21 protein-coding genes, 8 tRNA genes, 1 rRNA gene and 2 pseudogenes are annotated in these 25,650 nt (G+C 36.3%); 7 read left to right on the plus strand and 25 right to left on the minus strand.

From position 1 onward, the window contains the following. Positions 1-30 precede the first annotated feature (30 nt). The 4 genes from ACFSTA_RS03045 (at position 31) to ACFSTA_RS03060 (ending at position 3,347) form a co-directional block, all read left to right on the plus strand. Positions 31-726, plus strand: a complete 696-nt coding sequence (locus ACFSTA_RS03045) for an N-acetylmuramoyl-L-alanine amidase family protein (RefSeq protein ID WP_377555084.1) — start codon at positions 31-33, stop codon at positions 724-726. A 666-nt stretch (positions 727-1,392) separates the two neighbouring features. Next, the gene (locus tag ACFSTA_RS03050; RefSeq protein WP_377555085.1) at positions 1,393-1,638 is read left to right on the plus strand and encodes a hypothetical protein; all 246 of its coding nucleotides are present in this window, start codon (positions 1,393-1,395) and stop codon (positions 1,636-1,638) included. Between the two features lie 512 nt (positions 1,639-2,150). Continuing rightward, positions 2,151-2,783, plus strand: a complete 633-nt coding sequence (locus ACFSTA_RS03055; protein WP_377555086.1) for a hypothetical protein — start codon at positions 2,151-2,153, stop codon at positions 2,781-2,783. A 312-nt stretch (positions 2,784-3,095) separates the two neighbouring features. After that, a complete protein-coding gene (locus tag ACFSTA_RS03060; protein ID WP_377555087.1) occupies positions 3,096-3,347 on the plus strand; it encodes a hypothetical protein in 252 nt (83 codons plus the stop codon). On the opposite strand, the pseudogene ACFSTA_RS03065 reads toward ACFSTA_RS03060, so the two are convergent. The 11 genes and pseudogenes from ACFSTA_RS03065 to sigW all read right to left on the minus strand — a co-directional run. After that, positions 3,316-3,470, minus strand: a pseudogene (locus ACFSTA_RS03065) (transcriptional regulator); the annotation flags it as partial. The gene ACFSTA_RS03060 and the pseudogene ACFSTA_RS03065 overlap by 32 nt on opposite strands. Positions 3,471-3,722: 252 nt before the next feature. Further along, positions 3,723-5,260, minus strand: a pseudogene (locus ACFSTA_RS03070) (glycoside hydrolase family 65 protein); the annotation flags it as partial. Positions 5,261-5,429: 169 nt separating this feature from the next. Beyond that, positions 5,430-5,612, minus strand: a complete 183-nt coding sequence (locus tag ACFSTA_RS03075) for a hypothetical protein (protein WP_377555088.1) — start codon at positions 5,610-5,612, stop codon at positions 5,430-5,432. Between the two features lie 546 nt (positions 5,613-6,158). Continuing rightward, on the minus strand, positions 6,159-6,401 hold the full coding sequence (locus ACFSTA_RS03080; RefSeq protein ID WP_377555089.1) for a hypothetical protein: 243 nt from the start codon (positions 6,399-6,401) through the stop codon (positions 6,159-6,161). Positions 6,402-6,746: 345 nt separating this feature from the next. After that, positions 6,747-8,549, minus strand: a complete 1,803-nt coding sequence (gene glmS / locus ACFSTA_RS03085; RefSeq protein ID WP_377555090.1) for a glutamine--fructose-6-phosphate transaminase (isomerizing) — start codon at positions 8,547-8,549, stop codon at positions 6,747-6,749. Positions 8,550-9,046: 497 nt separating this feature from the next. Next, on the minus strand, positions 9,047-10,837 hold the full coding sequence (locus ACFSTA_RS03090) for a S9 family peptidase (RefSeq protein ID WP_377555091.1): 1,791 nt from the start codon (positions 10,835-10,837) through the stop codon (positions 9,047-9,049). A 211-nt stretch (positions 10,838-11,048) separates the two neighbouring features. Continuing rightward, entirely contained in the window at positions 11,049-12,392 is a 1,344-nt protein-coding gene (glmM, locus tag ACFSTA_RS03095; protein WP_377555092.1) for a phosphoglucosamine mutase, read from the minus strand. Positions 12,393-12,444: 52 nt separating this feature from the next. Then, entirely contained in the window at positions 12,445-13,689 is a 1,245-nt protein-coding gene (locus ACFSTA_RS03100; RefSeq protein WP_377555093.1) for a CdaR family protein, read from the minus strand. Further along, positions 13,682-14,503 (minus strand): diadenylate cyclase CdaA, encoded by an 822-nt coding sequence (gene cdaA, locus ACFSTA_RS03105; RefSeq protein ID WP_377555094.1) that lies wholly within the window; start codon positions 14,501-14,503, stop codon positions 13,682-13,684. Before cdaA ends, ACFSTA_RS03100 begins: the two co-directional genes overlap by 8 nt. A 197-nt stretch (positions 14,504-14,700) precedes the next feature. Then, the gene (locus tag ACFSTA_RS03110) at positions 14,701-15,345 is read right to left on the minus strand and encodes a zf-HC2 domain-containing protein (RefSeq protein ID WP_377555095.1); all 645 of its coding nucleotides are present in this window, start codon (positions 15,343-15,345) and stop codon (positions 14,701-14,703) included. 15 nt (positions 15,346-15,360) lie between these two features. Beyond that, entirely contained in the window at positions 15,361-15,924 is a 564-nt protein-coding gene (gene sigW, locus ACFSTA_RS03115; RefSeq protein WP_377555096.1) for an RNA polymerase sigma factor SigW, read from the minus strand. A gap of 207 nt (positions 15,925-16,131) precedes the next feature. Here sigW and ACFSTA_RS03120 point away from each other — a divergent pair, with 207 nt between their 5' ends. After that, positions 16,132-16,281 carry an aspartyl-phosphate phosphatase Spo0E family protein gene (locus ACFSTA_RS03120; RefSeq protein ID WP_377555097.1) on the plus strand — a complete coding sequence of 50 codons (150 nt, stop codon included), beginning with the start codon at positions 16,132-16,134 and terminating at the stop codon, positions 16,279-16,281. Positions 16,282-16,372: 91 nt separating this feature from the next. On the opposite strand, the gene rocF is transcribed toward ACFSTA_RS03120, so the two are convergent. From rocF to ACFSTA_RS03175, 11 genes are all read right to left on the minus strand, one after another. Then, positions 16,373-17,278 carry an arginase gene (gene rocF / locus ACFSTA_RS03125; protein ID WP_377555098.1) on the minus strand — a complete coding sequence of 302 codons (906 nt, stop codon included), beginning with the start codon at positions 17,276-17,278 and terminating at the stop codon, positions 16,373-16,375. Positions 17,279-17,632: 354 nt separating this feature from the next. After that, positions 17,633-18,733, minus strand: coding sequence for a phosphomevalonate kinase (locus ACFSTA_RS03130; RefSeq protein WP_377555099.1), 1,101 nt, complete (start codon positions 18,731-18,733; stop codon positions 17,633-17,635). A gap of 10 nt (positions 18,734-18,743) precedes the next feature. Further along, positions 18,744-19,721 carry a diphosphomevalonate decarboxylase gene (gene mvaD / locus ACFSTA_RS03135; RefSeq protein WP_377555100.1) on the minus strand — a complete coding sequence of 326 codons (978 nt, stop codon included), beginning with the start codon at positions 19,719-19,721 and terminating at the stop codon, positions 18,744-18,746. Positions 19,722-19,755: 34 nt separating this feature from the next. Continuing rightward, complete coding sequence (gene mvk, locus ACFSTA_RS03140) at positions 19,756-20,718, minus strand: mevalonate kinase (protein WP_377555101.1); 963 nt, start codon at positions 20,716-20,718, stop codon at positions 19,756-19,758. Next, positions 20,715-22,004 (minus strand): hydroxymethylglutaryl-CoA reductase, degradative, encoded by a 1,290-nt coding sequence (locus ACFSTA_RS03145; protein ID WP_377555102.1) that lies wholly within the window; start codon positions 22,002-22,004, stop codon positions 20,715-20,717. Before ACFSTA_RS03145 ends, mvk begins: the two co-directional genes overlap by 4 nt. A 199-nt stretch (positions 22,005-22,203) precedes the next feature. Continuing rightward, a tRNA-Lys gene (locus ACFSTA_RS03150) sits at positions 22,204-22,279 on the minus strand. A 313-nt stretch (positions 22,280-22,592) separates the two neighbouring features. Then, a tRNA-Gln gene (locus ACFSTA_RS03155) sits at positions 22,593-22,667 on the minus strand. A 9-nt stretch (positions 22,668-22,676) separates the two neighbouring features. Then, a tRNA-Tyr gene (locus ACFSTA_RS03160) sits at positions 22,677-22,761 on the minus strand. A 39-nt stretch (positions 22,762-22,800) separates the two neighbouring features. Continuing rightward, positions 22,801-22,876: transfer RNA gene (locus tag ACFSTA_RS03165), tRNA-Thr, on the minus strand. 6 nt (positions 22,877-22,882) lie between these two features. After that, positions 22,883-22,958, minus strand: a tRNA-Val gene (locus ACFSTA_RS03170). 4 nt (positions 22,959-22,962) lie between these two features. After that, positions 22,963-23,037: transfer RNA gene (locus ACFSTA_RS03175), tRNA-Glu, on the minus strand. A gap of 381 nt (positions 23,038-23,418) precedes the next feature. On the opposite strand from ACFSTA_RS03175, the gene fabI reads away from it, so the two are divergent. Together fabI and ACFSTA_RS03185 are read left to right on the plus strand one after the other, a co-directional pair. Further along, positions 23,419-24,195, plus strand: coding sequence for an enoyl-ACP reductase FabI (fabI, locus tag ACFSTA_RS03180; RefSeq protein ID WP_377555103.1), 777 nt, complete (start codon positions 23,419-23,421; stop codon positions 24,193-24,195). Between the two features lie 96 nt (positions 24,196-24,291). Further along, positions 24,292-25,008, plus strand: a complete 717-nt coding sequence (locus ACFSTA_RS03185; RefSeq protein ID WP_377555104.1) for a YwaF family protein — start codon at positions 24,292-24,294, stop codon at positions 25,006-25,008. A gap of 62 nt (positions 25,009-25,070) precedes the next feature. On the opposite strand, the gene ACFSTA_RS03190 is transcribed toward ACFSTA_RS03185, so the two are convergent. From ACFSTA_RS03190 to rrf, 3 genes are all read right to left on the minus strand, one after another. Beyond that, positions 25,071-25,143, minus strand: a tRNA-Thr gene (locus ACFSTA_RS03190). Positions 25,144-25,164: 21 nt separating this feature from the next. Then, a tRNA-Asn gene (locus ACFSTA_RS03195) sits at positions 25,165-25,239 on the minus strand. A gap of 87 nt (positions 25,240-25,326) precedes the next feature. Next, a 5S ribosomal RNA gene (gene rrf, locus ACFSTA_RS03200) occupies positions 25,327-25,442 on the minus strand. Positions 25,443-25,650 lie beyond the last annotated feature (208 nt).

Consider the following 25,650-nt stretch of genomic DNA (forward strand, 5'->3'; position numbering starts at 1 on the left):
TTTTGCAAGCATTAAAGGAGAGTGTATTATATGAAAAAATGGATTCGACTTCTTATACTATTTTTATTGGTTGGTTTATTGTACTTTAATATAAGCGACAAACCAGAACCTAAAACATCTAGTAAAACAGAGACTACTAAAACATCTAGTAAGACAGAGACTACTAAAACTTCCTCAAAAGAAGAAAAATATAAGGTTGTAATTGACCCTGGACATGGTGGCGAAGACCCAGGGGCTATCGGCGCAAGTGGTTCATACGAAAAAGATTTTACATTAAGTCTGGCTAAAAAGGTCTTACATTTATTGGAAAAGGATTCCCAAATAGAAGTGTACATGACGAGACAAGAGGATGTTTTTCTTTCAGCAGAAGCTCGAGAAAGGCCAAATTATGCTAATGACATAGATGCCGATTTATATATATCATTACATGCTAATACGTTTACAGACCCATCTGTTTCTGGTACTGAATCATTTTATTATCATAAAAATTCGAAACGATTGGCGAATATAATACACAGACATGTTTCAAAAACGACAGGCTTTCCTAACCGTGGCGTGAAAAAAGAAAACTATTTTGTTTTAAAAGATACTACAATGGCTGCCGTTTTACTTGAAATCGGCTATATAACGAACCCAGTAGATGAGCAAAAAATGCTAACAGATGATTTTCAACAATCTGTAGCGGAAGCTATTAAGGGTGGAGTCAAAGAATACTTGAGAGACTAAAGAGGGTTTCAGATTTTTGTTCGAACTAGAGCTACGATACATCACCTTTGTCAGATAAAAACATAAAAGTACGAAAGAAAAAACACCCCTGTATTAACTTTATAGTGATACAGGGGTGTTTGGGGTCTTTGGTTATCTTAGATTACCTAATTAAGATGATCTTGCTGCTTAAAATTTCACCTCCCTAACCTCAGCCTTCATTAATTCACTAATAATTCACTATTCAAATTTGTTATCATCTTCTATCTATGATAAAATGCAATTGATATTGATAATCATTATTAATTATGGGTTGTCAAATTACTCCATTGCTTTAGCACTCTGCTTTAGAAAAAATAATTCGGAAATTCATTGAGGTTCTAGTAAGAATAAATAACGAATAATAAAGGGGAATAAAAAATGGAAACACAGGAATTGTATGACCTGACCATTATTGGAAGCGGTCCCGCAGGATTACACTCCTCCTTTTACAATTAGTAATAAGAATACAAAAGTGAAAATAGAAAAAATTAACCCAAATTATGGAGAAAAATTATTGAGTAAATATACTTTGACACCGACTGATCCTGAACGTCCAAAATGGTTCCTGTTGTTCACTTAAGTACAGAAGTCATAGAGAGTTAATTAACATATAAAATGGAATTTTTCAGGAAGGAAGAAAAACAAATGAAACAAAAAAACAATGTAGCTTACATGGATTCCTACAAAAAGAGGAAAATGTATAATGTTGAAGATAGCATAGCAAAGATTGTAAATGAACCATCTGATCCATTTTTTAAAATCGGCTTTGAGAAATATCTAAAAGATAAAGCAAAAACAGAAAAATATAATTCAGAGATTGATTTCTTTCAAAGTATAAAAAAGGAATTAATAAATTCTAATGAATATATTATATACATCTACTTGGATTAATTCATGAGCTAGGTTACTAATTCAAAGATTTTTAATAAGTAATAATCTTGCAAATCTCGAATTATTTTATTGTTTTTGGTTTGATTTCAGTAAAGTTTCTACTCTTTCATGTTCTAATACCAAGATAATTCCATTCTTCCACAAAAACTTTCCACGTTTTCAAGTGAGTGAATTTGTTATGCTAAAGAAAAAAGGTGTGAACAAATATTGGAGAGTACTGTATGCTGTTTAAGTTATTGTAAGAAGGAAAAGGATAGCGTGGGCTGAATTTGAAGCAAGATACGATAAACCGATACATTACTATGCCAATGGCTGTAAAAATCTTTGAACAAAGGTTACATACCTTATATAAATTCGCAATTTATAAATTTAGTACTTTTATCCCGATTACAACTATAAATCTATTAATCCTCAACATATATTACTGGAAAAGTATTCTTAATAATCAATACATTTACCTATTCCAATTTTTGCAAATAAATACTATACTAAATGTACAAACCAGAATTAGAATGAAAAAAATTAAAAAAGGGTTTATCGTAATGATGACAGCTGTGTTAATTCTTAGTTTTTTCCCAAAAGCTTCCTTTGCGCAAGATCAATCAGAAGTAACTGAAAATCAAATCACCGACGTTTTGGAATTTACAGATGAGCAATTAAAACAAGGTGAAAAAATCGCTCCTTTTATAAACATTGATGAATCAACTGGATTATTCCAGTTTGATGTGAAAGCTGCTACGCAAAGTGGAATTGACATGAACCTAGTTAAGGAAAATCAAGAAATGTATAAAAAAGCAAATGAATATTTGTTAGAAAATGGACTAGCTTCCGAAAATGGAACCTTTGCTTGTAGTGGTAGTAATTATTATGATGGTGGTTTATTGGGAGGAACTCTTTATTTAGATTCTTGTACTGCTAATGGACTCGCAGCACTTTTAGTTGTAGGTGCAGGAGTAGCTCAAATAGCTAACCTAATACCAGTTTACGGTACTGTGGCTGCTGCAGTTGCTGGTGGATTACTTACAATCGGTTCTGGAGTTATTCTATGGAATAATCGTCAAGGTGAAGGAGTAATAATAAAATTAGTTAAGAATCCAATTGACTGGGATGAACTAATTCCATACTGGGTTAAATCACAAGCTTAGAAAAGGTGAGTGCTATTATTAACATTAAAACGAAACTATACAAGACAATAATCATAATTCTATCTTTGATAATTATAGCATTGGGTCTTTATCAATTTACTATAGGGGAACCTAGTTTTCAATTAAATCTAATTGCCTTGACTTTACTAGTAATTTCAGTCCTTTTATCGGTAATTTTATTGATAAAAGGACAAAAAAAGTAGGATCATCTTGATCTGTTTTGCCTACAGAAGCCTTTTCATCCCTATAGGTGCTTCCCACACGGAAAGCACCTATTTTAATTGCCGAAAATAATTTGAGAGGAATGATTGCATGACTGCTAAAAAAGATGACTTATTTTTTGTGGACGCTAGGGATCTAGTGAAAGATATTGATTTTGAAGTAATCACCGATACGCCATTTCAAGAGGAGCAGGTCAATCACTTCTATGAGCTTGTGAACCATGTAATTGACAATGAGCTAATACAAATACTTGGTCTTGTTGTCGTGAAAAACTCGCACATAGATAATGATTATTATGTTTATAATGCTAGTCAAAATTGCCAATGGTTGGATACCAAATAAGACGTAGAAATTCAACAGTTCCATGTCCTAATCCTTTCTCCAATATTTCTCTTCTGCGATGATTCTTCTCTTCATTAATATTTTTTGAAGCCAATCGTTAAATGCTTCTTTAAATGGTTTCACAGTACCACATCCTTTATTAGATATTGATTTAAAGAATAATGAACAAGGATTTTTTGTGAGTAGGAGGGGAGGAACAACAAAACGGTATTAGAGAAGGGAAAATTCTACCAATATAAGACACTGTTATGGTAACTCACTGTTTAATAAATAGCAATAGTAAGCTTAGCGCGCTAATGCCATTACAAACTATTCCAAAATAAAAATGATACCCCCTATTAGAAGGTATCACTTCTTATATCTCTAAATTTGAATTTATACTTGAATAGCCATTTCTACTTCCTTACCTTTTTCTAAAACAACAGGCTTGCCGCTGTGCATAATCTCCAAGCTGTCGCCTTCTTCAATTGTATACGTGATTACTTCATTCTCCATCCGAACCTTAAGCAATCGACCTTGGTACTGCAAGTGAAATGCTAAGGAATTCCACTGCTTAGGTAGTGTTGGTTGCAAGGAAATCCCACTTTCTTTTACCCGTAAACCAGCAAATCCAAATACGATGGCTAACCAGGTTCCACCCATATTTGCCATATGAAGCCCATCTTTCGTATTTCCATGTGTATATCTAAATCCAACCTTGCTGTTTCATTAAAATATCGATATGCTTTCTCATCATAACCAAGTTTTGAGCCCATAATACTGAACACACAATATGATAGAGAGGAATCGTGTGTGGTAATTTTCTCATAGTAATCATAGGAATTTTTAATTGTTTCTTCGTCTTGTTCATCTTCTAAAAGAAAATGAGCAAGCACCGTATCTGCTTGTTTACACACTTGATAGCGGTACAATGTTAATGGATGATAATTAAGTAGTAAAGGAAACTTATCCTTTGGCGTATTTTCCAAATCCCAACGTTCCTTTTTCAAGAAGCTATCATCCTGAGCGTTTATCTTCAGGTCTTCATCGTATGGCAAGTACATACTTTCTCCAGCTTCCAGCCACTCGTTGACTTCTTGTTCCGTAACATTAATTTTACTAGCCAACTCTTGTAACGAATTCTTCTCTTTTAACTGTTGATATACTTTCGCAGCCCATAGTAAATTATGTTTAGCCATCGCATTCGTATAATAGTTATTGTTCACAATACAGGTATACTCATCAGGACCTGTTACGTCATCAATTCGAAATTGTCCATCTAACATATGTCCAGTATCCACCCAAAGACGTGCTGTTTCGAATAGAACTTCGGCCATATATGTTTGAAGAAACTCCTCGTCCTTCGTTACTAAATAATACTGGATAAAGCTGTATGCAATATCTGCACTGATATGATATTGTGCGGTACCTGCAGGGAAAAATAATGCTGAGCTTTCTCCACCAGTAATCGTTCTCCAGGGGAATAACGCACCTTTCGAGTGCCCCATCTCTTTTGCTCGTTCTCTTGCACTATCTAACACAGAATAACGGTGCAACAATAAATTTTTAGCTATTTCAGGGTTAGTCATTAGGAATACAGGGAACATATAGATCTCCGTATCCCAGAAATAATGCCCTTCATACCCTTCGCCAGATAATCCTTTGGCTGCAATATTACTAACCGAATCTTTACCAGCTGATTGCAATAGATGATATAGATTAAATCGAATCCCTTGCTGGAGCTCATCATCCCCATCAATTTGAATATCGGATTTACTCCAATATTCATCCAAATAGCGCTTCTGTGCGTCCAACAGATCTTCAAACGTTTTGTTTTCCAATTCGTCCTGGATGGCTAATGCCTGTTCCACAACCGTTTTACCATGTCTGAGTGTATCTGTGTACACATTAAACTTTGTGAAATCAATGACTCCATTTCTAACGAAGGAACTAAATAGGTATTAAAAGTAGAAACTTAAGTTGAATTAGATAAGCCTACATGTTCGCCTAAGTATTAAACAATTCTTTTTTGCAAACAAAAAGCACCAAATAATATATGGTGCAACTTTATTATGTATAAATTGTTATTGAAAGCAACAAGGATTAGTCAAATTTACCTTTAGTAATATCTTTTTCTTTAAGACGTTCACCTAGTACCTCAATCAAAGCGTGTTGAGATTCGATTGTGTCTTTATGTGCCTTAACTTCTTTAGTTGTGCGACGATCATAAACGATAAATAATATTAAAGCTATAATTACCCCAATTAGCATAATTTCTAAAAGCATGTAAAAATCTCCCTCGTTGGTTTTAATTATAATTTCTTTACAGCGATTGGACTTATTATTACGTTACTTGTAAGTTATTTTCATTAGGTTAGTGAAAAATTCATTTAATATTTTGTCAATCCTATTAAAATTCCAGTAAGGAATAATTAATAGAGGTATCTTATTATTATTTGCATAAGCTAACTTCAATCTATCATAGTCTTTTTGTTGTTTAAATATTTAACAGGTTCATAATGTTGTATTCCGTGGTACTCTATTAACACAAAATAATTTTCATCTTGTACAGCAAAGTCATATCTGAGCTTTTTGTTTTTCTTTAGATCATTAAATGTATGAATGAATTTCATAATTCCAACCCCTTGTACCCCAAGGGATTTAAAACATAATAAAGGAAGTACCTCCCCAAATCCTGTATAATGGCAGTTGATCAAAACATCCCAAAAGACTGGAGGAATACTTCCTATGACCATTATACGACAAACTAGCTTATTTGGCATTCAAGAATTATACGAGATGGAACCTACCCAAAAATATGATGCAATTATTTCAGTTTATATCGAGTACCATATCAGACCATTCAAGTTCATATAAATAGTGTAATTCTAATTCTGACATTAAATGATATATCCTTTTCGCTTTCCATCCCTTATGTCTCGGTGCTGTTCCCTCAGAAGGAACATCTTGTATCTTTAACCATGGTTTATAATTTTCCCCTTCTCCTTGACCTCTTCCCTCTTTTAGCCATTTTTCATTTTTTTCAAAAGTGGTATCCCGTTTTCTTTTAGCCATAAACCATCCCCCTCATTACCCTTTTTTGGTGTAATATATGGTGTAAATGTTTTACAAAAAGTACAAAAAGCTACCCCTACTGGGATAGCTTTTTGTTTAGAGTATTCTGTTTTCCTCGATTCTTGAAACCTATTCTCTTCATTGTAATTCCCCTTATAATACTTTTGGCAAATATTATCTCTAGAAAAGTTTAATTTATTGATGGTAAAATTAGGATATTTTCAACCTAATTTTAGTGTTCGAATTTTTTATTCAATTTCCACCTTTTTTTTGTTGTTTCTAACTTTTTTAGTTAGTTTCCAACTTTATTAGTACTGAACACTTTTGTAAAATACCGCTTTCCCTCTACTCCACCGTAACACTCTTAGCCAAGTTACGTGGCTTATCAACATCACAATCACGATGCAATGCTGCATAATACGCCAATAACTGTAATGGTACAACACTAACTAGAGGTGTCAACAATTTATGCACTTGTGGTAAAACAAATGCATCATCATCTTGCTCTAAACCTTTCATGCTAATGATCATAGCATTTGCACCACGAGCAACAACTTCCTGCACATTACCTCGAATGGAATAGTTTACATTTTCCTGAGTTGCTAATGCGATAACAGGCGTACCCTCTTCGATTAACGCGATCGTTCCGTGCTTCAATTCCCCACCAGCAAATCCTTCGGCCTGGATATAGGAAATTTCTTTTAATTTTAATGCACCCTCTAACGATACATTATAATCTGCGCTACGTCCGATGAAGAAAGCATTACGCGTTGTGGCCAAATAGTCTCTCGTTAGTTGCTCAATTGTTTCTTTTTGCGCTGTAAGAACATCCATTGCATTTGCAACAATGGCTAGTTCTTGCATTGGGTCGAAATCTAATTCCAAACCTTTTACTTTCGCCGTATCCACTGCCAAGATAGCTAATACAGCTATCTGAGCCGTATATGCCTTTGTTGATGCTACAGCAATTTCTGGTCCTGCATGAAGATGCAGTGTGTAATTCGCTTCACGAGAAAGAGTGGATCCTGGCACATTTGTAATGGTTAGTGCTGGATATCCCATTTCTTTAACTTTTACTAACACGGCCCGGCTATCAGCTGTTTCTCCACTTTGTGAGATAAACACAAATAGTGGATTTTTCGATAGCAACGGCATATTGTATGAGAATTCACTTGCTACATGGACTTCAACTGGTATTTCCGCTAGCTTTTCAATAAATTCTTTCCCCACTAAACCTGCGTGATAACTTGTTCCTGCAGCAATTATATAAATACGATCTGCAGCTTTCATCGCTTGACGAATGTCATGATCGAGCTTTAACTCATTATTTTCATCTTGATATTCATGGATGATTTTACGCATGACAATTGGTTGCTCATCAATTTCTTTCAGCATAAAGTGAGGATACGTACCTTTTTCAATATCACTCGCATCGATTTGAGCAGTATATGGCTTGCGATCAACGACCGCTCCATTTAATTTCTGCACTTCTACAAAGTTACGGTTTACCAGTACGATTTCTTGATCATATATTTCCAAATATTGATCGGTTACTTTTAATGTTGCCATGGCATCACTCGCAACAACATTAAATCCATCGCCTAACCCAACTAATAGTGGACTCTTATTTTTTGCCACATACAACGTATCTTGATCTGTTTGATCAATTAATGCTATTGCATATGAACCTTTTAAAAGTCCCATAACTTGGCGAAATGCTTCAGCTGTATTCCGATACTTATCATAAAATTTTTCAATAAGTTGAACGATTACTTCTGTATCTGTTTCACTAACAAAACTTACATCTAGAAGGTATTCTTTTTTCAAATCTTGATAATTCTCAATAACCCCATTATGAACAAGGGTAAACCTTTCAGACGTACTTTGGTGTGGATGGGCATTGCTTTCACTAGGCTCACCATGCGTAGCCCAACGTGTATGACCAATTCCCATCGTTGCATGAACAGAGTGATCTACGCTTCCCCTTAGTGCTGCAATACGACCTTTCACTTTGAACAAGTTTATTCCGTGTTCATTTAGCATAGCAATCCCAGCTGAGTCATAACCTCTATACTCTAATTTTTCTAGTCCATTTAATAAAATCTCTTTTGTATCGTTTTCTCCAATATATCCTACAATTCCGCACATATCGCAGTTCCTCCTATAGGAAAGAGGCAACAAACGACCTTGTCATCTATAATTGAACAGGGGCTTCATTTGTTGCCCCTTTCTCGTGATTGTTTTATCACACCTTGCTTTTTCCCTTTGTGCAACAAGTTGCCTCATTGTTTTAGTGAAAAAAGCCAACGATTGAGATGTGTACAACCGGAAGGCACCCGCCGAAAACCTCGATAACCTTCATCCTCGTCAACTATTTTCTATTCCGATCAGAAAATAGTCCTGGCGCTTTTAAAAAAATTATTAATCACACGATGCTCCTTTCTATTTTTGACTAATAGTTCACCCTCTACTATGGTAATGACTGCATAGGGTACACCATATTTTAACCGATATAGGTTTAATTGGTCAATTACTTTTTTTGAGAGGTGATGTTTTTAGTATATGCAGGAAAGAAGATTCTGTTCTACTTTACATATGGAAAGCGCATGAACAGTAACAACCATCCATACGCTTTATAAGTAAATTTATCCCTGATGTTTTTCTAAAAACTCTAACATACGGGAATAAACATTTATTTCATTTTCTTTCTTCGAGAAACCGTGTCCTTCATCTTCTAATAATAGATACTCTACTTCACGACCCTCAGATTTTAATTTCTCAACAATTTGATCGGACTCCTCTTTTACCACACGAGGATCCTTGGCACCTTGGATAACTAGCATCGGTTTAACCATACCATCTAAATAAGTAACAGGAGAATCTTTAATAAATCGTTCTTTATCACGCTCTGGATCTCCTAACCAACGATCCATAATTGGCTTCCAATGAGCAGGAACAGAATTTACAAATGTAAACAAGTCAGATGGTCCAAAAATATCTACAACCGCTTTAAAGTATTCCGCATGACGTCCATGAAGTAATAGTGACATATAACCGCCATAACTACCACCAACAAGGAAAAGCTTCTCTCGGTCGGTAATGTTGTTTTCAAATAACCACTCAATAGCCGCAACACAGTCTAAACGTGGCCCCTCTCCCCAATCTTGTTCAACTAATTTTACAAAGGAAGAACCATATCCAGTTGACCCGCGGAAGTTCGGTGCAAAGATTGTATATCCTCTGTTTAAGAAACACTGGAACATCGAACGGAAAAATTTACGCTCTGATGCTTGTGGACCACCATGTGGCCAAAATATGGTATGACCATTATCGTTCTCTGGCTTTGCTTTAAATAGGAGTGCCTCAATTTCCATACCATCAAATGATGTATACGAAACAACATCTGGTTCAACCATATCCGCTTGACTAAGTCCTAATACCCGATTATTAGTTAATTGTGTCCATTCTTTTCCATTCGTTGTTTGGAAAACATTATGAGGTACTGTAGCACTTCTTCCTAACATATAAATATGTCCAGATTTAGTTACCTGAATTTTCTCAATAACATCTACGGGAGTAATCAACTTATCAAGTTTAGTCGATTGTAAATCATAACGATACAAGTCATCCTGTACGCCATTTTCAGTCGTAAGATAAAATACATTGTTTTTCTTATCCCATTTCAAGGAATCGACACTCTCATTCTCGATATGAAGAACCGGGGAGAACTCTTTTGTTTCTAAATCAAATTTTGCAATATAGCTATATTCGCTCTCGAAGTCTGTAACAAAATAGATCGTCTTGTCATCAATAAAAACTGGCTCAAATACGACATGTACTTTATCTGGATCAGGAGTAAGATGATACGTTTCGTCCCCTACTTTCACAAAGCCGGTCACATATGTATTGGCAAAAGAACGCAAAAATACAAATGCTCCTTCGTTATCCGACACTGCAGCTAGGTTTGTTGGTGAAACTTCTCCAACGTTTATTAACTCATCTGAATTGTCCTCTAAATGACGAACTCTCGCATTCAGAAAGCTAGGGTTTTCTTCTGAAGTCATATAATAAATACGTTTACCATCATCACTTAAATGACTGAAGAAATACTTCTCTGTCGATTCACCTGTAATCAATGGTTGTGGAAGTCCACCTTCACTCGGAATGGCAAAGATCTGATGATTTTCATCTCCATCTTTATCAAATCCAGCTATAACATAACGATTCTCAGGGTCAAATTTAATAAAGCTATTCGATTCATCATGATGAGCAAATAAATATGGATATGTATCCGGCAAATTCATTGCCCATAAATTCATTTTACCATTTAAGTTAGCGCTAAAAATAAGCCTCTTCTCGTCACTACTAACTGAAAAATTCGTGATCATATAAGTGCGAAAAAACTGCTCTACGGTTGGCTTTGGAAAGTTTATCATGTTATTCCTCCTAAATATTCAAATCTATTTGATAATTCAATACATATAGGTAGTATAACGTATTTTACTAAAATCGAGTAGAAATAGGACTTGCAGAAAAAATTACCATCATTTTAATATATGTGCAAAACTCGTGGGCTAGACCGTTATTCCTCTTATATTAATGCACAAAAAAACGCTCCCTATTTTTATACAGGGAGCGATTTCCATATTACTTTAATCCTAATAAATCATCTATTATCTTTACAACTTGGTCTGCGTACTTCTCACATTCTTCTTTTGTGGGTGCTTCTACCATTACACGAACTAGTGGTTCTGTTCCTGATGGACGAACAAGCACGCGTCCTTGGTCACCTAGTTGTTGTTCAACCGCTTCAATTTCATTTAAAATTCTAGCATCTGTTAAGGCTTTTTGTTTATCCACTACTTTTACATTTTTCAGTACTTGTGGAAAAACTGCCATTTCACTAGCAAGCTCTGACAACGGCTTTCCTGTTTCCTTCATCACATTTACTAGCTGGAGTGCTGATAACATCCCGTCACCAGTAGTACTATAATCAAGGAAAATAATATGGCCCGATTGCTCGCCCCCTAGATTATATCCACCTTTACGCATTTCTTCCATAACGTAACGATCACCAACAGCTGTTTTATCACTACGCATACCGTTTTCATCAAGTGCTTTATAGAAACCAATATTACTCATAACCGTTGAGACTACAGTATTATGACGCAAGAAACCTTTTTCGTTCATATACTTTGCGCATATGAACATAATTTGATCCCCATCCACAATATTTCCTTTTTCATCAACGGCAATTAGGCGGTCGCCATCGCCATCAAAAGCTAATCCAATATCTGCTTCCTTTTCCAAGACAAATGCTTGCAATTTATCTGGGTGAGTGGAACCAACACCATCATTAATGTTTAATCCATCTGGTGACGATCCAATCGTATATAAATCTGCCTCTAAATCGGCAAATAAATGAGTCGCTAAGCTTGATGTTGCTCCATGTGCACAGTCTAACGCAATATGAAGACCTTCAAAATCATTGTCGATGGATCCCTTTAAGAAGGATAGGTATTTTTGACCCGCTTCAAAGAAGTCATTTACAACACCTACCTCTGCACCTACTGGACGAGGTAAATTATCTTCCCCCTCCATTAACTGCTCAATTTCCTTTTCTTGTTCATCCAATAACTTGAAACCATCCGGTCCGAAAAACTTAATTCCATTATCTTCAACTGGGTTATGTGAAGCAGAAATCATTACACCTGCCTGAGAGCTAGTAGCTTTCGTTAAATATGCTACACCAGGTGTTGAGATAACGCCTAATCGCATAACTTCTGCACCTATTGATAATAATCCTGCTACAAGTGCACCCTCTAGCATATTACCTGAAATTCTTGTGTCACGCCCAATAAGTATTTTTGGTCTACTAGTTTCTTTGGTTAAAACATATCCTCCAAATCGACCTAATTTAAAAGCCAATTCTGGTGTAAGATCTTTATTTGCTACCCCTCGTACCCCGTCTGTTCCAAAATATTTACCCATAAGTACCTCTCCTTCTATCCTTTTAACCATAATGAGAGCATTTTTTATCTAGTTAAGTTATTTCAATTACTACTTCTTCAAACTCACTTTCAATTGATATATTCTCAGGTCCTTCAATCGTAACTGGAACTCGATGCTCTCCTTCATCAAGCCCCTCTACATCTATAGCTATACGGAAATCTTCTGCACTTAAGTTATTAACATCTTGTTCATTTCCCACTATAGTTATACTCATCTGTTGATTTTCCGGTTCGATAAATGAAACAGCTTGTCCTTCTGCAAGATTATCAATATCAATTGTAACCGCTTCTAAAGTTCGTGTTTGTTCAATTTCAATTTGTACCTCTATTTGTTCAACATTTGGTATGTGTACTCCTTCAGGTAAATCAAGACCGATATCAACCGTGCTAGATTCGGTAATCTCTGACAAATCTATTTCATTTGTAGTAACTTCTTCAATAGTTGCCAATACATCACTTGTTGCAAAAACTTCTATTTCCTCAACACTCGGTTCTATCGTTATGAGAGATAAGCCCTCCGGTAGTGTTCCCGATGTAGCAACACTGACCGGTACGGACTTACTTGGGTTATCAATTTCAACAGATACGTTTACAGTTTCTGGTTCTATTCGGACTCTCAACTCATTACCTTGACTATCGTAAACGTTGATAGGTACTTCTAGTTCTTCAATCGATTCCGTTAAACCAGCAACATTAACATATACTTTTACAACACCTATTTGCTCAATCACGCTTTTTGAGCTTGTGATCGTGACCGTTCCTGGGTTAACTTCGACTTCACCAAGTTCATACCCTTCAGGAAGTTGGTCATCATTTATGAAATCAACATTTACATTAAATTCCTTTGTAGCTCTTTCTTCAATAATAACATCTATTGTTTTAGGTTCAATGGTTACTTCTAACTCAGAAGATATGTTTCCATAATGTAATTCTACAGTATGCTCACCTTTACCAAGGTCTTGTAGATCAACAAAAACCTCGAATTCTCGTTGTCTTACAGCAAGATTAAGTGCACTACTACTAGTTCCTTCTAATGTTACATTTACATATTCTGGTACACCACTTACGACATACTTCTCACTATCAATTCTAATTTCAACCGGGACATCTTCGACTGTTTCTGTCTGGGTTGATGAACCAGGAAAAGGAAAGAAGATTTTATCTTCATTGTTTGGTGAAGCTCCTTGATCTTCCATAACCGCAAAAACATATAACATAATTGCAAAAAACAAGGATAGACCACGAACAAACCACTTACTTTGAAACCATTTATCCATTGTTCTGCCCCCTTCGTTTGAATGTTTTTCGTTCAGGGGTTCTCAAATTCGGTGATAAGTTCTCTCGTAAGTAATTACGTAACTCATCCATGGATAGATCTCTTCGCAATTCGCCATTTTTCGTACATGAGATACTACCAGTTTCTTCAGATACAACTATAGTTAGAGCATCAGTAACCTCACTAATACCCATTGCGGCACGGTGTCTCGTACCTAACTCTTTTGATATAAATGGACTTTCTGATAATGGTAGGTAACATGCTGCTGCAATAATTTCATCTCCTTTAATAATAACCGCCCCATCGTGAAGCGGAGTATTAGGAGTAAATATATTTGTCAGCAATTGATGTGTCAATGCACCATTAATCGAAATACCTGTTTCAGCATAGTCAGCAATACCTGTATCACGTTCAATCGTTATTAACGCCCCTATACGACGTTTCCCCATATAGTTACAAGATTGAACGATATCGGAAATCATCTTTTCTAGTTGTTCTTCCTCTGACTTTGTACTCCTAGAAAATAAATTACCTCTTCCCAATGTTTCAAGCGCTCTACGAAGCTCTGGTTGAAATAATATTACTATACAAAGGAAACCCCACCTAATTGCTTCTCTCGTGACAAACTCAATTGTTTGTAACCCTAATACCATACTAAGAATTCTTACTATGATAATCACGATGATCCCTTTTAATAATTGGATCGCCTTTGTACCTCGTATTAACATGATTAATTTATATAATACATACCAGATGAGAGCTATATCCACACCTATTCTTAACAGGTCCAATACATTTAATCCCCCATCAAGCATGTTCGCACACCCTTTTATTCATGTATTTCTCTTCCCGTCTATAAATAATAACCTTATATATTATATCATATAATACATTGTAACATGTTAGCTATACAAACGATAATTACATAATTATTAACAACTTTTGTATCATAAAATACTTAGCTTTATCCTTTCCTATCTATAAAATAAAAAAACCTGGCTATTAACCAGGTTTATCCGCCCCATGAAAAGATGCTTTCTAAGAAGTCTTGTATGTGATATAGTATCCAATCAAATATTTGATTTACTTGCTTAAACTCACCATTCACATCCCCAGCAGATGCTAGTAACACATCACCATCCACTGTAGTTTTCTCTTCAATTAACTTCCCATTAATTAACGTTACATCTCCCTCGACCGTACCATCTATTTTCAAATTGCCATTTTTAACAACTAAGTCCCCTTCTACCGTAACTCCCTCAGGAACAATAACCATATCTCCTTTGATAACTAAATTTTCCTGTTTAGAAACTGTCAACTTTGAGTCTTGCTCCCATGCCGTAAATAGCCCACTAAACATAAATACGAAAAAGATAGCTGCCGCTGTTATAACAGGATGCATTTTAAACCATCGTACATACTTCATATGTTTCTTTTCCGTTGGCAGTTTATCCATAACTTGTTGGGTGAAATTAGCTGGTACCTGTACTTGATCCACACTCTTCAGTAACGTAATCGATCGTTTTAATTCATGAAAATGCTTTTGGCAGTTTTTACAACCTTCCAAATGCATACGTAGTTTCGTCTCATCTTCCTTTGATAAATCGCCATCTAAATGATGATGCATTAACCTAACTACTTCTTTATTACAATCCAAGTGGATCACACTCCTTTACACGTGGCGAAGCTTTTTGCGTAAAGCTTCCCTTCCTCGATGGATTCTAGTTTTTACTGTACCAAGAGGAATATCTAAGATGTCACTAATCTCCTGAAGGGAAAACTCTTCTAAATATCGCAACATAATTATGCTCCGGTATTTAGGTGGAAGATTCAACATTTCATTTTGAATATAATTTTGCAATTCCATCCCTTGTACTTCTTCTTCCGGTAACCGTTCATTCGTTGCCAATTGAGAATACATATCTAACCCATCCGTCCCCTTAACTTCCGCATCGAGATAATAATCTGGCTTTCGTTTTCGAATTCGGTCTATCGTTAAATTCGTAGCTATACGATACAACCAGGTAGAAAACTTTCTATTTTCGTCATAGGAATGAATGTTAACATATGCACGAATAAACGCTTCCTGCGCAATATCCTCCGCCTCATGCTTGTTTCCTAGCATTCGATAACAATGCTGAAAGATTTTATCCTGAAAAAACAGCACTACATCTTCGTATGCAGCCTGATCCCCTTTTTTGACCTGTTTGATTTTATCTTTAATTATAAGATCCATTTCTCGTACCTCCGCCAACGATGCGGTATTTATATTACGAATCTATACTACAATAGGTTTCATTACATTGAAAGTTTTTTTTATAAATAATAGGTAAATATTACTATTTTTTAATAAATTAGAAAATTTATTAATTTTTAGTTGCAAATATAGGTATTTTTACATAATATAGTATACTGGATATACTAAAATGGAGGATATGGGAAATTGGAGAAAGTCTTACTAAAAAAAATTGAGAAATGTCGCAGAGAAATGATCACATTAAGTTTCTCTAAGGGATTAACATCGGAGGCAGTTGTCCAAACCAGCAAAAGACTAGATGCACTATTAAATGAATACCAACGTAAAGAAGGATAGCAGCCGGAACACCAGAGTCCTTACATAGAAATCTTCATTAAAAAAGACATTACAATTTGAGTAAATTGTAATGTCTTTTTTATTTAGGTCGTTATTTTAACTTTTCACCAAATAAAGAACCCATTAATCCAACAGCCATTGCTGCTGTCTTATTCTTTTCATCCAAGATCGGATTTACCTCAACAAATTCCGCAGAGGTTAGAATTTGCGAATCTGCAAGCATTTCCATAGCTAAATGGCTTTCCCGATATGTCATCCCACCTAGAACTGGAGTACCTACACCAGGTGCTTCTTTCGGATCCAGGCCATCTAGGTCAAGACTCAGATGAACGCCATCAGTGCGTTCCTTTAAATAATTAATAGTTTCTTCCATGACATGAGACATTCCATTACGATCTATTTCATGCATCGTATATACTTTAATGCCTTTTTCTCTAATTAATTCCCGTTCACCTGGGTCAAGCGAACGTGCACCGACGATTACAATATTTTCTGGTTTAATCTTTGGAGCATAGCCAAAAATATTCGTTAATTTCTCGTGCCCTATTCCTAAACTTATTGCTAATGGCATACCGTGAATATTTCCTGAAGGGGACGTCTCACCTGTGTTTAGATCACCGTGAGCATCATACCAAATAACTCCAAGATTATCATAGTATTTAGAGGTTCCTGCCAAGCTACCGATCGCAATACTATGATCCCCACCCAAAATTAGGGGGAAACGATCTTTTTGTATTTCTTCATCCACCATTCTAGCTAAATGTTCATTAGCTTCTATCACTTGTTCTAAGTTTTTTAAATTTGTTCCATCATTATAATTAACTTTTTGATCAGGTCTATTGATTGGGATATCACCTAAATCATGGATATCAAAGTCTAGCTCCTGTAATTTTTCAATTGCTCCCGCATAACGTATTGCACTTGGGCCCATATCGACTCCACGTCTACTTTGGCCTAAATCCATCGGAACACCTATCATAGATATTTTCTTTTTCATTTTCTCTGCACCTCCAAAATTTTCTGTGTTGCCAAGAATAAACCCTACATCAATTATGTATTGCTTACACTTTTCTAAAGCCGCCTTAATCTACTATATTTTAGCTAAAAATAACAAACGACTCAACTTAACAATAAAATGCATATATATACACTACATAAAAGAAAACACGCCCTTTTATAGGAATATGTCGACTTTGGGCGCAAAACCCGGTTTTTGTCGGTCGTCCTTTTATCTTACAGTTTAAGGGAATTGTTTTTGTACGGAGGTGGAGCAAGTAGTGCTAATGCTCTAGCTCTGTAGTTTGACGTGGCTAAAAAAAATCAGGTGATAGTATTACTATCGATCCCGATTTTATCGTACTCTTTTAGCACCACTCTCAGAAACAGCTAAATCCAATACCCGAATTCCTGCTTCTTCCCATGCTCGCTTCACCTGATCCGCTTTTTCCTTGGTAGGCAAAAAGGCAATGCCACAATCTCCTCCACCTGCACCTGATGGTTTTCCTGCACCATCATATTGTTCTGCAATATCACACAACTTGGTAAGTAAAGGTGTTTCAATTTCAACATTGGCTTCCTTACCCACATCTGCTAGTGCTCGTCGATTTTGTTTTATACCGTTAATTACTAACATAGGATTGTCTTCCTTTACTCCTGTTAAAAAGGAACTTACTGCCTTTTCACTTTGCGAAAGGAATATCTCATATTTTGCTATATTATTATCTTTTAATTTCATCAGCTCATTAACCAGCTTTTTCGTAGAAGCTGGTTTCCCTGTCCATCCAATACAAAGATGTAGATGTTGGGGATATGGTAGCGATTGTACAGATAAATATGTCCAGTCCCTTTCCAACAACTCCTTTATTGAACTTGCCTGTTCATATTCCTTTTGTAGCCAATACGCCTGAAAAGAGGAATATTCAAGTATTCCCCCATAACTAGAAGCCGCAACATCTGCTCCGGATCCATTACCTTGTGTTGCCGCATGTGTAATAGCAGCTAACTTATAAATTACATGGGCTTCAGGTTTATTTGGTAAATATTTTTCAAGAATTGCAGCAACCACAGACGTTACTACTGCTGCACTAGATCCCAATCCATATTTAACCCCTGTATCATCTAATTCACTTTTAACCGTTAGTAGAAATTTCTCCGGGGTAAACCCACATTCATTCAAGTATGCTAAAGCAATACCCATTGCATTTGCTACAAAATGAGTCCTTTCATCAGTAGCATCCACCACTACTTTTCTACCTTCAAATTCCCATTTTAATTCGACCATATTAAAATTTTCTAACGTGAGTAGATTCTGTTCACTATTTTCAATAGTAGTATAAACATAACGGTCCACTGCCAAAACAGCTAGCTTATTATATGGCTCTAGCACTGCAAATTCACCAGCAATCATTAATTTTCCGGGAACTCTAACCGTCAACGATGTATTTGGCAACACAATTCAACCCCTATATGTAGGTTACTCCTTGCCCGGAACGACTAAGTTTAACATCAGTTACACCAGGAATTTCTCGGAGGATATCTTGAACTTTTTCTTCATTTTCTGGTAAGTAAAGCACTTTAACATTTGGTCCAGCATCTATTGTGAAATATGCAGGAATACCATTTTCTCTTAGTTGTTGCACGGTTTGCATAACCGCTAATGTTGTATCATGCCAGTACGTAAATGGAGGATTTGCACCCAACGTAGTAGCGTGCATTTTCAAGCAATTTGCTTCAGCAATCTGTCCAACTTTTTCAAAATCACGCTCTTTTATACCTTGCTTTATATCTTCAAGATCACTCGGAATACTATCTACCCAACTAGAAAAAAATGGAGAGGTTTCAACCGTGCGTCTCATACCCTCTCGGCTAGATACTTTCTTCATTTTCGCAGATAACACAACTGCAGCCACACGAACATCCCAATGATCTTGTGGAGAAACAGGAACAGCATATGAATCTGACCCATCTAGTTCCATACCTTTATGCCATTCAACAAAACCACCGTAAATTGAACGGCAAGCAGAACCAGACCCTTGTCTTGTTATTTTAGAAAGCTCTTGATCCGATAAACCTAAGTTAAGTGCCCGTGCTGCTGCTGCTGCCAAAGCTGCAAATCCAGATGCTGATGAAGCAAAACCTGCAGCTGTAGGCACCTCATTAATAGAGTGGACTTCTGCAAATAATGTCTTTTCTTGAGCATATTCACGTATCAAATCGAGGAACTTTGTTACACGGTGATACTGTTCATCAGTAACAAGCTTATGATCTAAATAAAAAATATCTTCTGTTAAATCCTCACGAAATTCTACAGTAGTCTTTGTGTAAAATCCGTCCAATGTTAAGGAAAGACTATTGTTAGTCGGGAGTATTAATTTTTCATCACGTTTTCCCCAATACTTAATTAAAGCAATATTCGTATGCGCTTTTGCCGTCGCCTTCATTTAAATCTCCTCTTCCGATCCAATGTTAACTAAATTAATCTTGTTTTCTTAGCACAAAAGGCCACACTGTATGGGCGCCAAATTTCTTAAGCTTTTCAGCGAGTTGTCTGGAATGAACTTCATTTTTTGCTAATGCAATAATACATCCACCATTCCCACCGCCAGTTAATTTCGCACCTAGGGCTCCTTCTTGACGAGCAAAATGTATTAATTTATTTAGACCTGCATCACTTACACCTAATGATTCTAATTCTTTTTGAGCCTCATTCAACATTTGCCCTAAAAAGTTCTTTCCAGCTTTTTCTAATGCATATTTTGCTTGATGTGTTAGTTCACCAATTCGTTCAATTTTCGAATGGATACGCCTTGGAGCAGTTTTTAGTAAATGGGCAACTGATTCAACCGCTGAACGCGTATCTCCAATTCTCCCTGAGTCTGCAACAATAAAGTGGAAATCAGAACCTGGCTTAATGTAATGAATTGGCGTTTCCTTCTCAAACCATACCGGTGATTCCGATGTGATAGTTAACGTATCAATTCCACTCGGTGAGCCATGTGCAAATGTTTCTGCGATATTAGCAAAATGGAGCAATTCATTTTCTGTATAACTAACATCCGCATAGGCGAATAATGATCGAATGATCGCAATGGCAACGGAAGCACTTGAGCCTAGCCCTTTACCAGGTGGTATCGATGACTTTACACGAATTATTAAATCTCTCTTTGGTAATTGAAGATGCTCTAATGTCGCTTCGATACTATTAATGATTCCATCCAAGGTTATAGGAGCTGACTCCATCGCCCCCTGATAAAATGTGCTATCGAAAGTTATTGGACCGGAGATTCGTTCGATCACTGATTCGACTCCAACTAATGGAAAAGGGATAGCGATAGCAGGTTGCCCGTGTACAACTGCATGTTCCCCAATCAGAATTAGTTTACTATGAGCTATTCCTATAGCTGTTTTTTCTGTTGTTGTTAATTTTTCGATACTCATTTTGAATATTGTGCCACCAATTCTTTAGCTTTTCCAACACGGATTTCTTTTTCTTCTACTAACTTCTCTGCAATAATATCGATCATCTCCCCAGTAGCTCCAGCCGCTATTGCAACAGAGCGTGAATGTAATGCCATATGACCTTTTTGGATACCATCTGTCACTAAGGCTTTTAATGCTCCTAGGTTTTGCGCTAAACCTACAGTAACGATTACTTGAGCCAACTCTTGTGCTGATTCAACACCTAATATACTATGCGCAACTTTAGAAATCGGATGTACCCGGATAGAACCCCCAACCGTTCCAACTGACATTGGAAGCTCTAATTCTCCAACTAAATTTCCTTCTTTATCAACAGACCATGTAGTCATGGAACCATAATGTCCAAACCGAGCTGCATAGGCATGGGCACCCGCTTCTACCGCCCGCCAATCATTACCAGTTGCAATGACGATCGGATCAATTCCATTCATGATACCTTTGTTATGTGTCACAGCACGATAAGGATCTGATGCTGCAAATTCATATGCATGGACAACACCATCTCTTACTTCTTCTCCAGAATAACCGCCACTTTCCAATAATTCAGGTGGTATAACACATTTTGCTTTTGCTAAACAACGGTCTGCATAATTGGATAATATCCGTAAATATACTTTACCATTTGTAATTTCTTCAACTGTTGGCGCAAGTGCTTCTACCATTGTATTAATTACATTCGCTCCCATTGCATCGCATGTGTTTACATAGACATGCAAAACGAGCATTTTCCCATAGGAGGAAGTGGAATCCTCATTTAATATACGTACTTCTATATCCTCTGCTCCTCCACCTCTTTCTAACATACTTGGATGCGCAGCGTTTGCTATATCAATTAATTTTTGTTTATCACTTAATAGTGCTTGTTTTGCCAACTGAAAATCTGGACATCCAACTACTTGGATTTGCCCAATCATGACTCGTTCTGTTGCTTCAGCTGTAAATCCACCAGCTTCTCGCACAATTTTTGCAATATAACTAGCAGAGGCCACAACGGATGGCTCTTCGATAGCCATTGGTACTACATACTCTTTCTCATTAATTAAGAAGTTTAAGCCCAATCCTAACGGAAGTGGAAAGGTTCCAATAACATTTTCAATCATTTTATCTGCAGTATCAACGGGTAACGGGTCTTTTGCATACAAATTTTCTATTTCCTCTTGTGAGAACGTATGAATATTCGCTAATAGTTCTCTCCGTTCTTCTACAGTTTTATTATAGAAACCAGGTATTCTAGAAGAATTCATATTATACCATCCTTTATAGCATCTATTAAAAAATCAAAGTTAATATAATTATATCGTATCAAATACATTATAGTATACTTAATTTACTTTATCTATTATGTTAAAAAAATGCTTAAAATGCAAATAAAACAAGGTTGTATGCTGTTAGCAACCTTGTTTTATTTAAGATATTTTATGTAATTGTATTATTGTTAATAAATGGTGAGCCATGAAGGATTCGAACCTTCGACCCTCTGATTAAAAGTCAGATGCTCTACCAACTGAGCTAATGGCTCATTAAATTATGAGTTCTTATTCTATTCGTGCGTTCATCCAAATGACCCCTACATCTTATAGCTTATTCAAAGATGATTGGTGCTTCGGGGTTACTCGAAGCTTACTCGGTAGTTGCTTTGCTCGTTGCTCTACCTGTGCTCGTCGTGTTGCAAGTAAGTCACGAAGTAGCACTCCTCGCAAGCCTGCACATAGCAGCGTATTCGATGATGCTTGCGGCTAGCTAATGGCTCGTTTAATTATGAGTTCTCTAGTTTTTACCTATGTATATTAATAAAACATTCAATTTCACAGCTATTTAAGGCAAAAAAAAAATGGCTGGGCTACCAGGATTCGAACCTGGGAATCACGGGATCAAAACCCGATGCCTTACCGCTTGGCTATAGCCCAACAAACTAATGGTGGAGGGGGGCAGATTCGAACTGCCGAACCCTGAGGGAGCGGATTTACAGTCCGCCGCGTTTAGCCACTTCGCTACCCCTCCGTAGTTAGTTTAATCAATGTTATTTTTTTTATACATAAATGGTGCCGGCCAGAGGACTTGAACCCCCAACCTACTGATTACAAGTCAGTTGCTCTACCAGTTGAGCTAGGCCGGCAAAATATGGTGGAGGATGCAGGGCTCGAACCTGCGACCCCCTGCTTGTAAGGCAGGTGCTCTCCCAGCTGAGCTAATCCTCCGTGTTGGTGACCCGTACGGGATTCGAACCCGTGTTACCGCCGTGAAAGGGCGGTGTCTTAACCGCTTGACCAACGGGCCATTCATTAAACCCTATTAGCTTGTTTCAGCCAACGAATTTTATTATATACAGATTCGACACCTTTGTAAAGAGGAAATCATTATTTTTTTTAAAAAAAGTTTATCCTTTAACAAAAACCTTGATATGACTTGATTTACAACAATTATTAGATGATATTTCATTGTAATCAATACCTTTTTAACTTTAATTATTGGTGTTTTTTTTTTTATATTTACAAAATAAAAAATACTAAAAAGTTCATTTCATAAAAGATTTTCGAAGACATATTCTGACACAGTCCATTAAAAATTACATGAAAAAAGTTAATTAGCAAAATTGGTTTTTTCTTTAATCAGATGATAGGATATAATGGATAATGAAAACTATTTGGAGGTGTAATAATGTCTGGGTTATTACAGGGAAAGAATATTGTAATTATGGGTGTAGCGAATGAAAGAAGTATTGCCTGGGGAATTACAAAATCATTACATAATGCAGGAGCTAATTTAATTTTTACTAATAGACAAGAACGTTCTTATAATAAACTATTGAAGCTTCTCGAAAAAAACGAAATCGAAGCAAAGCTAGTAGTTAATTGCGATGTTGCTAGTGATGAAAGTATCGCCCTTGCATTTGACAAAATAAAAGAGGATGTCGGTGTTATACACGGAGTTGTACATGCCATCGCTTTTGCAAATCGTGATGAGCTAAAAGGAGAATATGCTGATACATCTCGTGAAGGGTTCTTATTGTCTCAAGAAATTAGTGCATATTCACTTGTTGCAGTTACTAAAGCTGCTAAAGAGTTAATGACTGAAGGTGGAAGTATTGTCACTCAAACATATTTAGGTGCAGAGCGTGTGATTCCAAATTATAATGTTATGGGTGTAGCTAAAGCTTCACTTGAAGCCAGTGTAAGGTACTTAGCAGAAGATGTTGGAAAATACGGTATTCGTGTTAACGCTATATCCGCTGGACCAATTCGTACACTTGCTGCTAAAGGAGTTTCAGGATTTAATGAAAAAATGGGTGTTGTCGAAGAGAAGGCTCCATTACGCAGAAATGTAGATCAAGATCAAGTTGGAGATGCCACGATGTTCTTTATAAGTGACTTATCTCGAGGAGTAACCGGGGAAGTATTACATGTTGATTCTGGTTTCAATATTATCGGTGGATAAATAACATCCTTTTTAACAATCAACTATCAGACGCTTACTTAAACTAATAGTAGGCGTCTTTTAACATATAATGAAATAAGGAGGGGGGAGTATTAGGTGCAAAGTTGGTTTGGAAAAACAACTGATATCACGTTTGAAGTATTTGAAATGAACCATATCATTATGATTTCAATTCATGTCATTGGATCTCTTCTCCTATTTAACTTAGGTAAGAGGCTATCATCCCGTACACAACATTTCATACGTTGGGGATTGTTATGTACTCTAATCCTTTCTGAAATAAGCTATCAAGTCTGGGGGATATACAATGGAGCATGGAATCCGAGAGAGTTTTTACCATTTCAACTATGCAGTATAGCTGGGATTATAGCAATGTTTGCACTATACTCGAAAAATATTAAATTAATTCAATTACTTTTTTTCATTGGCATTATTCCATCGATATTGACGGTTTTAACTCCTGAATTACATCATGGTTTTCCACATTTTCGCTTCTGGCAATTTTTTATTCATCATATTGTATTAACTTGGGCTAGTATATTTCTTACAATCTCTTTTAATGTAAGAATCTCACTAATAATTACAATTGAAATCTATATATATTTATTAGTCTATGCAGGATTTATTGGCTTTTTAATAAATCCAATATTCAATGCGAATTACTTATTTCTCGCTAATACACCAAGAGCAAATACACCTTTAGGTTTACTTGGGAGTGGTTTATCGTATTATGTAAATCTTTGTCTTATTGGTTTAGGTGTTTTTCTATTACTATTTGTTTTTTATAAACTTTTTGTAAGACTTATAAAGTAAAGTTTATCATTTTTTAGATCAAAAAAAGGATTACCTCATTCGCAATCCCTTTTCATGTTAAGAGCTTCCAAGCGGACTTGAACCGCTGACCCCCACCTTACCATGGTGGTGCTCTACCGACTGAGCTATGGAAGCATATTTTTTTAGACAAAAAAATGGCTCCACAGGTAGGACTCGAACCTACGACCGATCGGTTAACAGCCGATTGCTCTACCACTGAGCTACTGTGGAATAATCAAATTTAGATATTGTTTGTCTTGTTTTTAACACAAATGTATTTTACCACGTTTATTAATAAATATACATATAAAAAAATTTGCCTGGCGGCGTCCTACTCTCACAGGGGCAATGCCCCAACTACCATCGGCGCTGAGAAGCTTAACTTCTGTGTTCGGTATGGGAACAGGTGTGACCTTCTCGCTATCGCTACCAGACATACACGACGTATGTCGTTTCGTTTTGTTTGTTCATAGGACGTGAACGGATTTATCCCGAACCTCCTGTAACGCTTTTACTTCAGTAAGGGTTTTATACCCTAAAAACTAAATAAGAGTAGTGACAACGAATCATAAAATGTGTTAGTTAAGTCCTCGATCTATTAGTATCCGTCAGCTCCACGTGTCACCACGCTTCCACCTCGGA

It is taken from the genome of Ornithinibacillus salinisoli, from assembly GCF_042684965.1.
GTDB classification, from domain to species: domain Bacteria; phylum Bacillota; class Bacilli; order Bacillales; family Amphibacillaceae; genus Ornithinibacillus; species Ornithinibacillus salinisoli.

Coding starts and splice junctions, on each gene's coding strand:
- ACFSTA_RS03100 (WP_377555093.1), bottom strand. CDS start 13,689: ATGGATAAATGGTTTCAAAGTAAGTGGTTTGTTCGTGGTCTATCCTTG.
- sigW (WP_377555096.1), bottom strand. CDS start 15,924: ATGGATCTTATAATTAAAGATAAAATCAAACAGGTCAAAAAAGGGGAT.
- glmM (WP_377555092.1), bottom strand. CDS start 12,392: ATGGGTAAATATTTTGGAACAGACGGGGTACGAGGGGTAGCAAATAAA.
- cdaA (WP_377555094.1), bottom strand. CDS start 14,503: ATGCTTGATGGGGGATTAAATGTATTGGACCTGTTAAGAATAGGTGTG.
- mvaD (WP_377555100.1), bottom strand. CDS start 19,721: ATGAAGGCGACGGCAAAAGCGCATACGAATATTGCTTTAATTAAGTAT.
- ACFSTA_RS03055 (WP_377555086.1), top strand. CDS start 2,151: ATGAAAAAAATTAAAAAAGGGTTTATCGTAATGATGACAGCTGTGTTA.
- ACFSTA_RS03080 (WP_377555089.1), bottom strand. CDS start 6,401: ATGGCTAAAAGAAAACGGGATACCACTTTTGAAAAAAATGAAAAATGG.
- glmS (WP_377555090.1), bottom strand. CDS start 8,549: ATGTGCGGAATTGTAGGATATATTGGAGAAAACGATACAAAAGAGATT.
- ACFSTA_RS03075 (WP_377555088.1), bottom strand. CDS start 5,612: ATGCTTTTAGAAATTATGCTAATTGGGGTAATTATAGCTTTAATATTA.
- mvk (WP_377555101.1), bottom strand. CDS start 20,718: ATGAGTATCGAAAAATTAACAACAACAGAAAAAACAGCTATAGGAATA.
- ACFSTA_RS03090 (WP_377555091.1), bottom strand. CDS start 10,837: ATGATAAACTTTCCAAAGCCAACCGTAGAGCAGTTTTTTCGCACTTAT.
- ACFSTA_RS03045 (WP_377555084.1), top strand. CDS start 31: ATGAAAAAATGGATTCGACTTCTTATACTATTTTTATTGGTTGGTTTA.
- ACFSTA_RS03050 (WP_377555085.1), top strand. CDS start 1,393: ATGAAACAAAAAAACAATGTAGCTTACATGGATTCCTACAAAAAGAGG.
- ACFSTA_RS03145 (WP_377555102.1), bottom strand. CDS start 22,004: ATGAATTCTTCTAGAATACCTGGTTTCTATAATAAAACTGTAGAAGAA.
- fabI (WP_377555103.1), top strand. CDS start 23,419: ATGTCTGGGTTATTACAGGGAAAGAATATTGTAATTATGGGTGTAGCG.
- ACFSTA_RS03060 (WP_377555087.1), top strand. CDS start 3,096: ATGACTGCTAAAAAAGATGACTTATTTTTTGTGGACGCTAGGGATCTA.
- rocF (WP_377555098.1), bottom strand. CDS start 17,278: ATGAAAAAGAAAATATCTATGATAGGTGTTCCGATGGATTTAGGCCAA.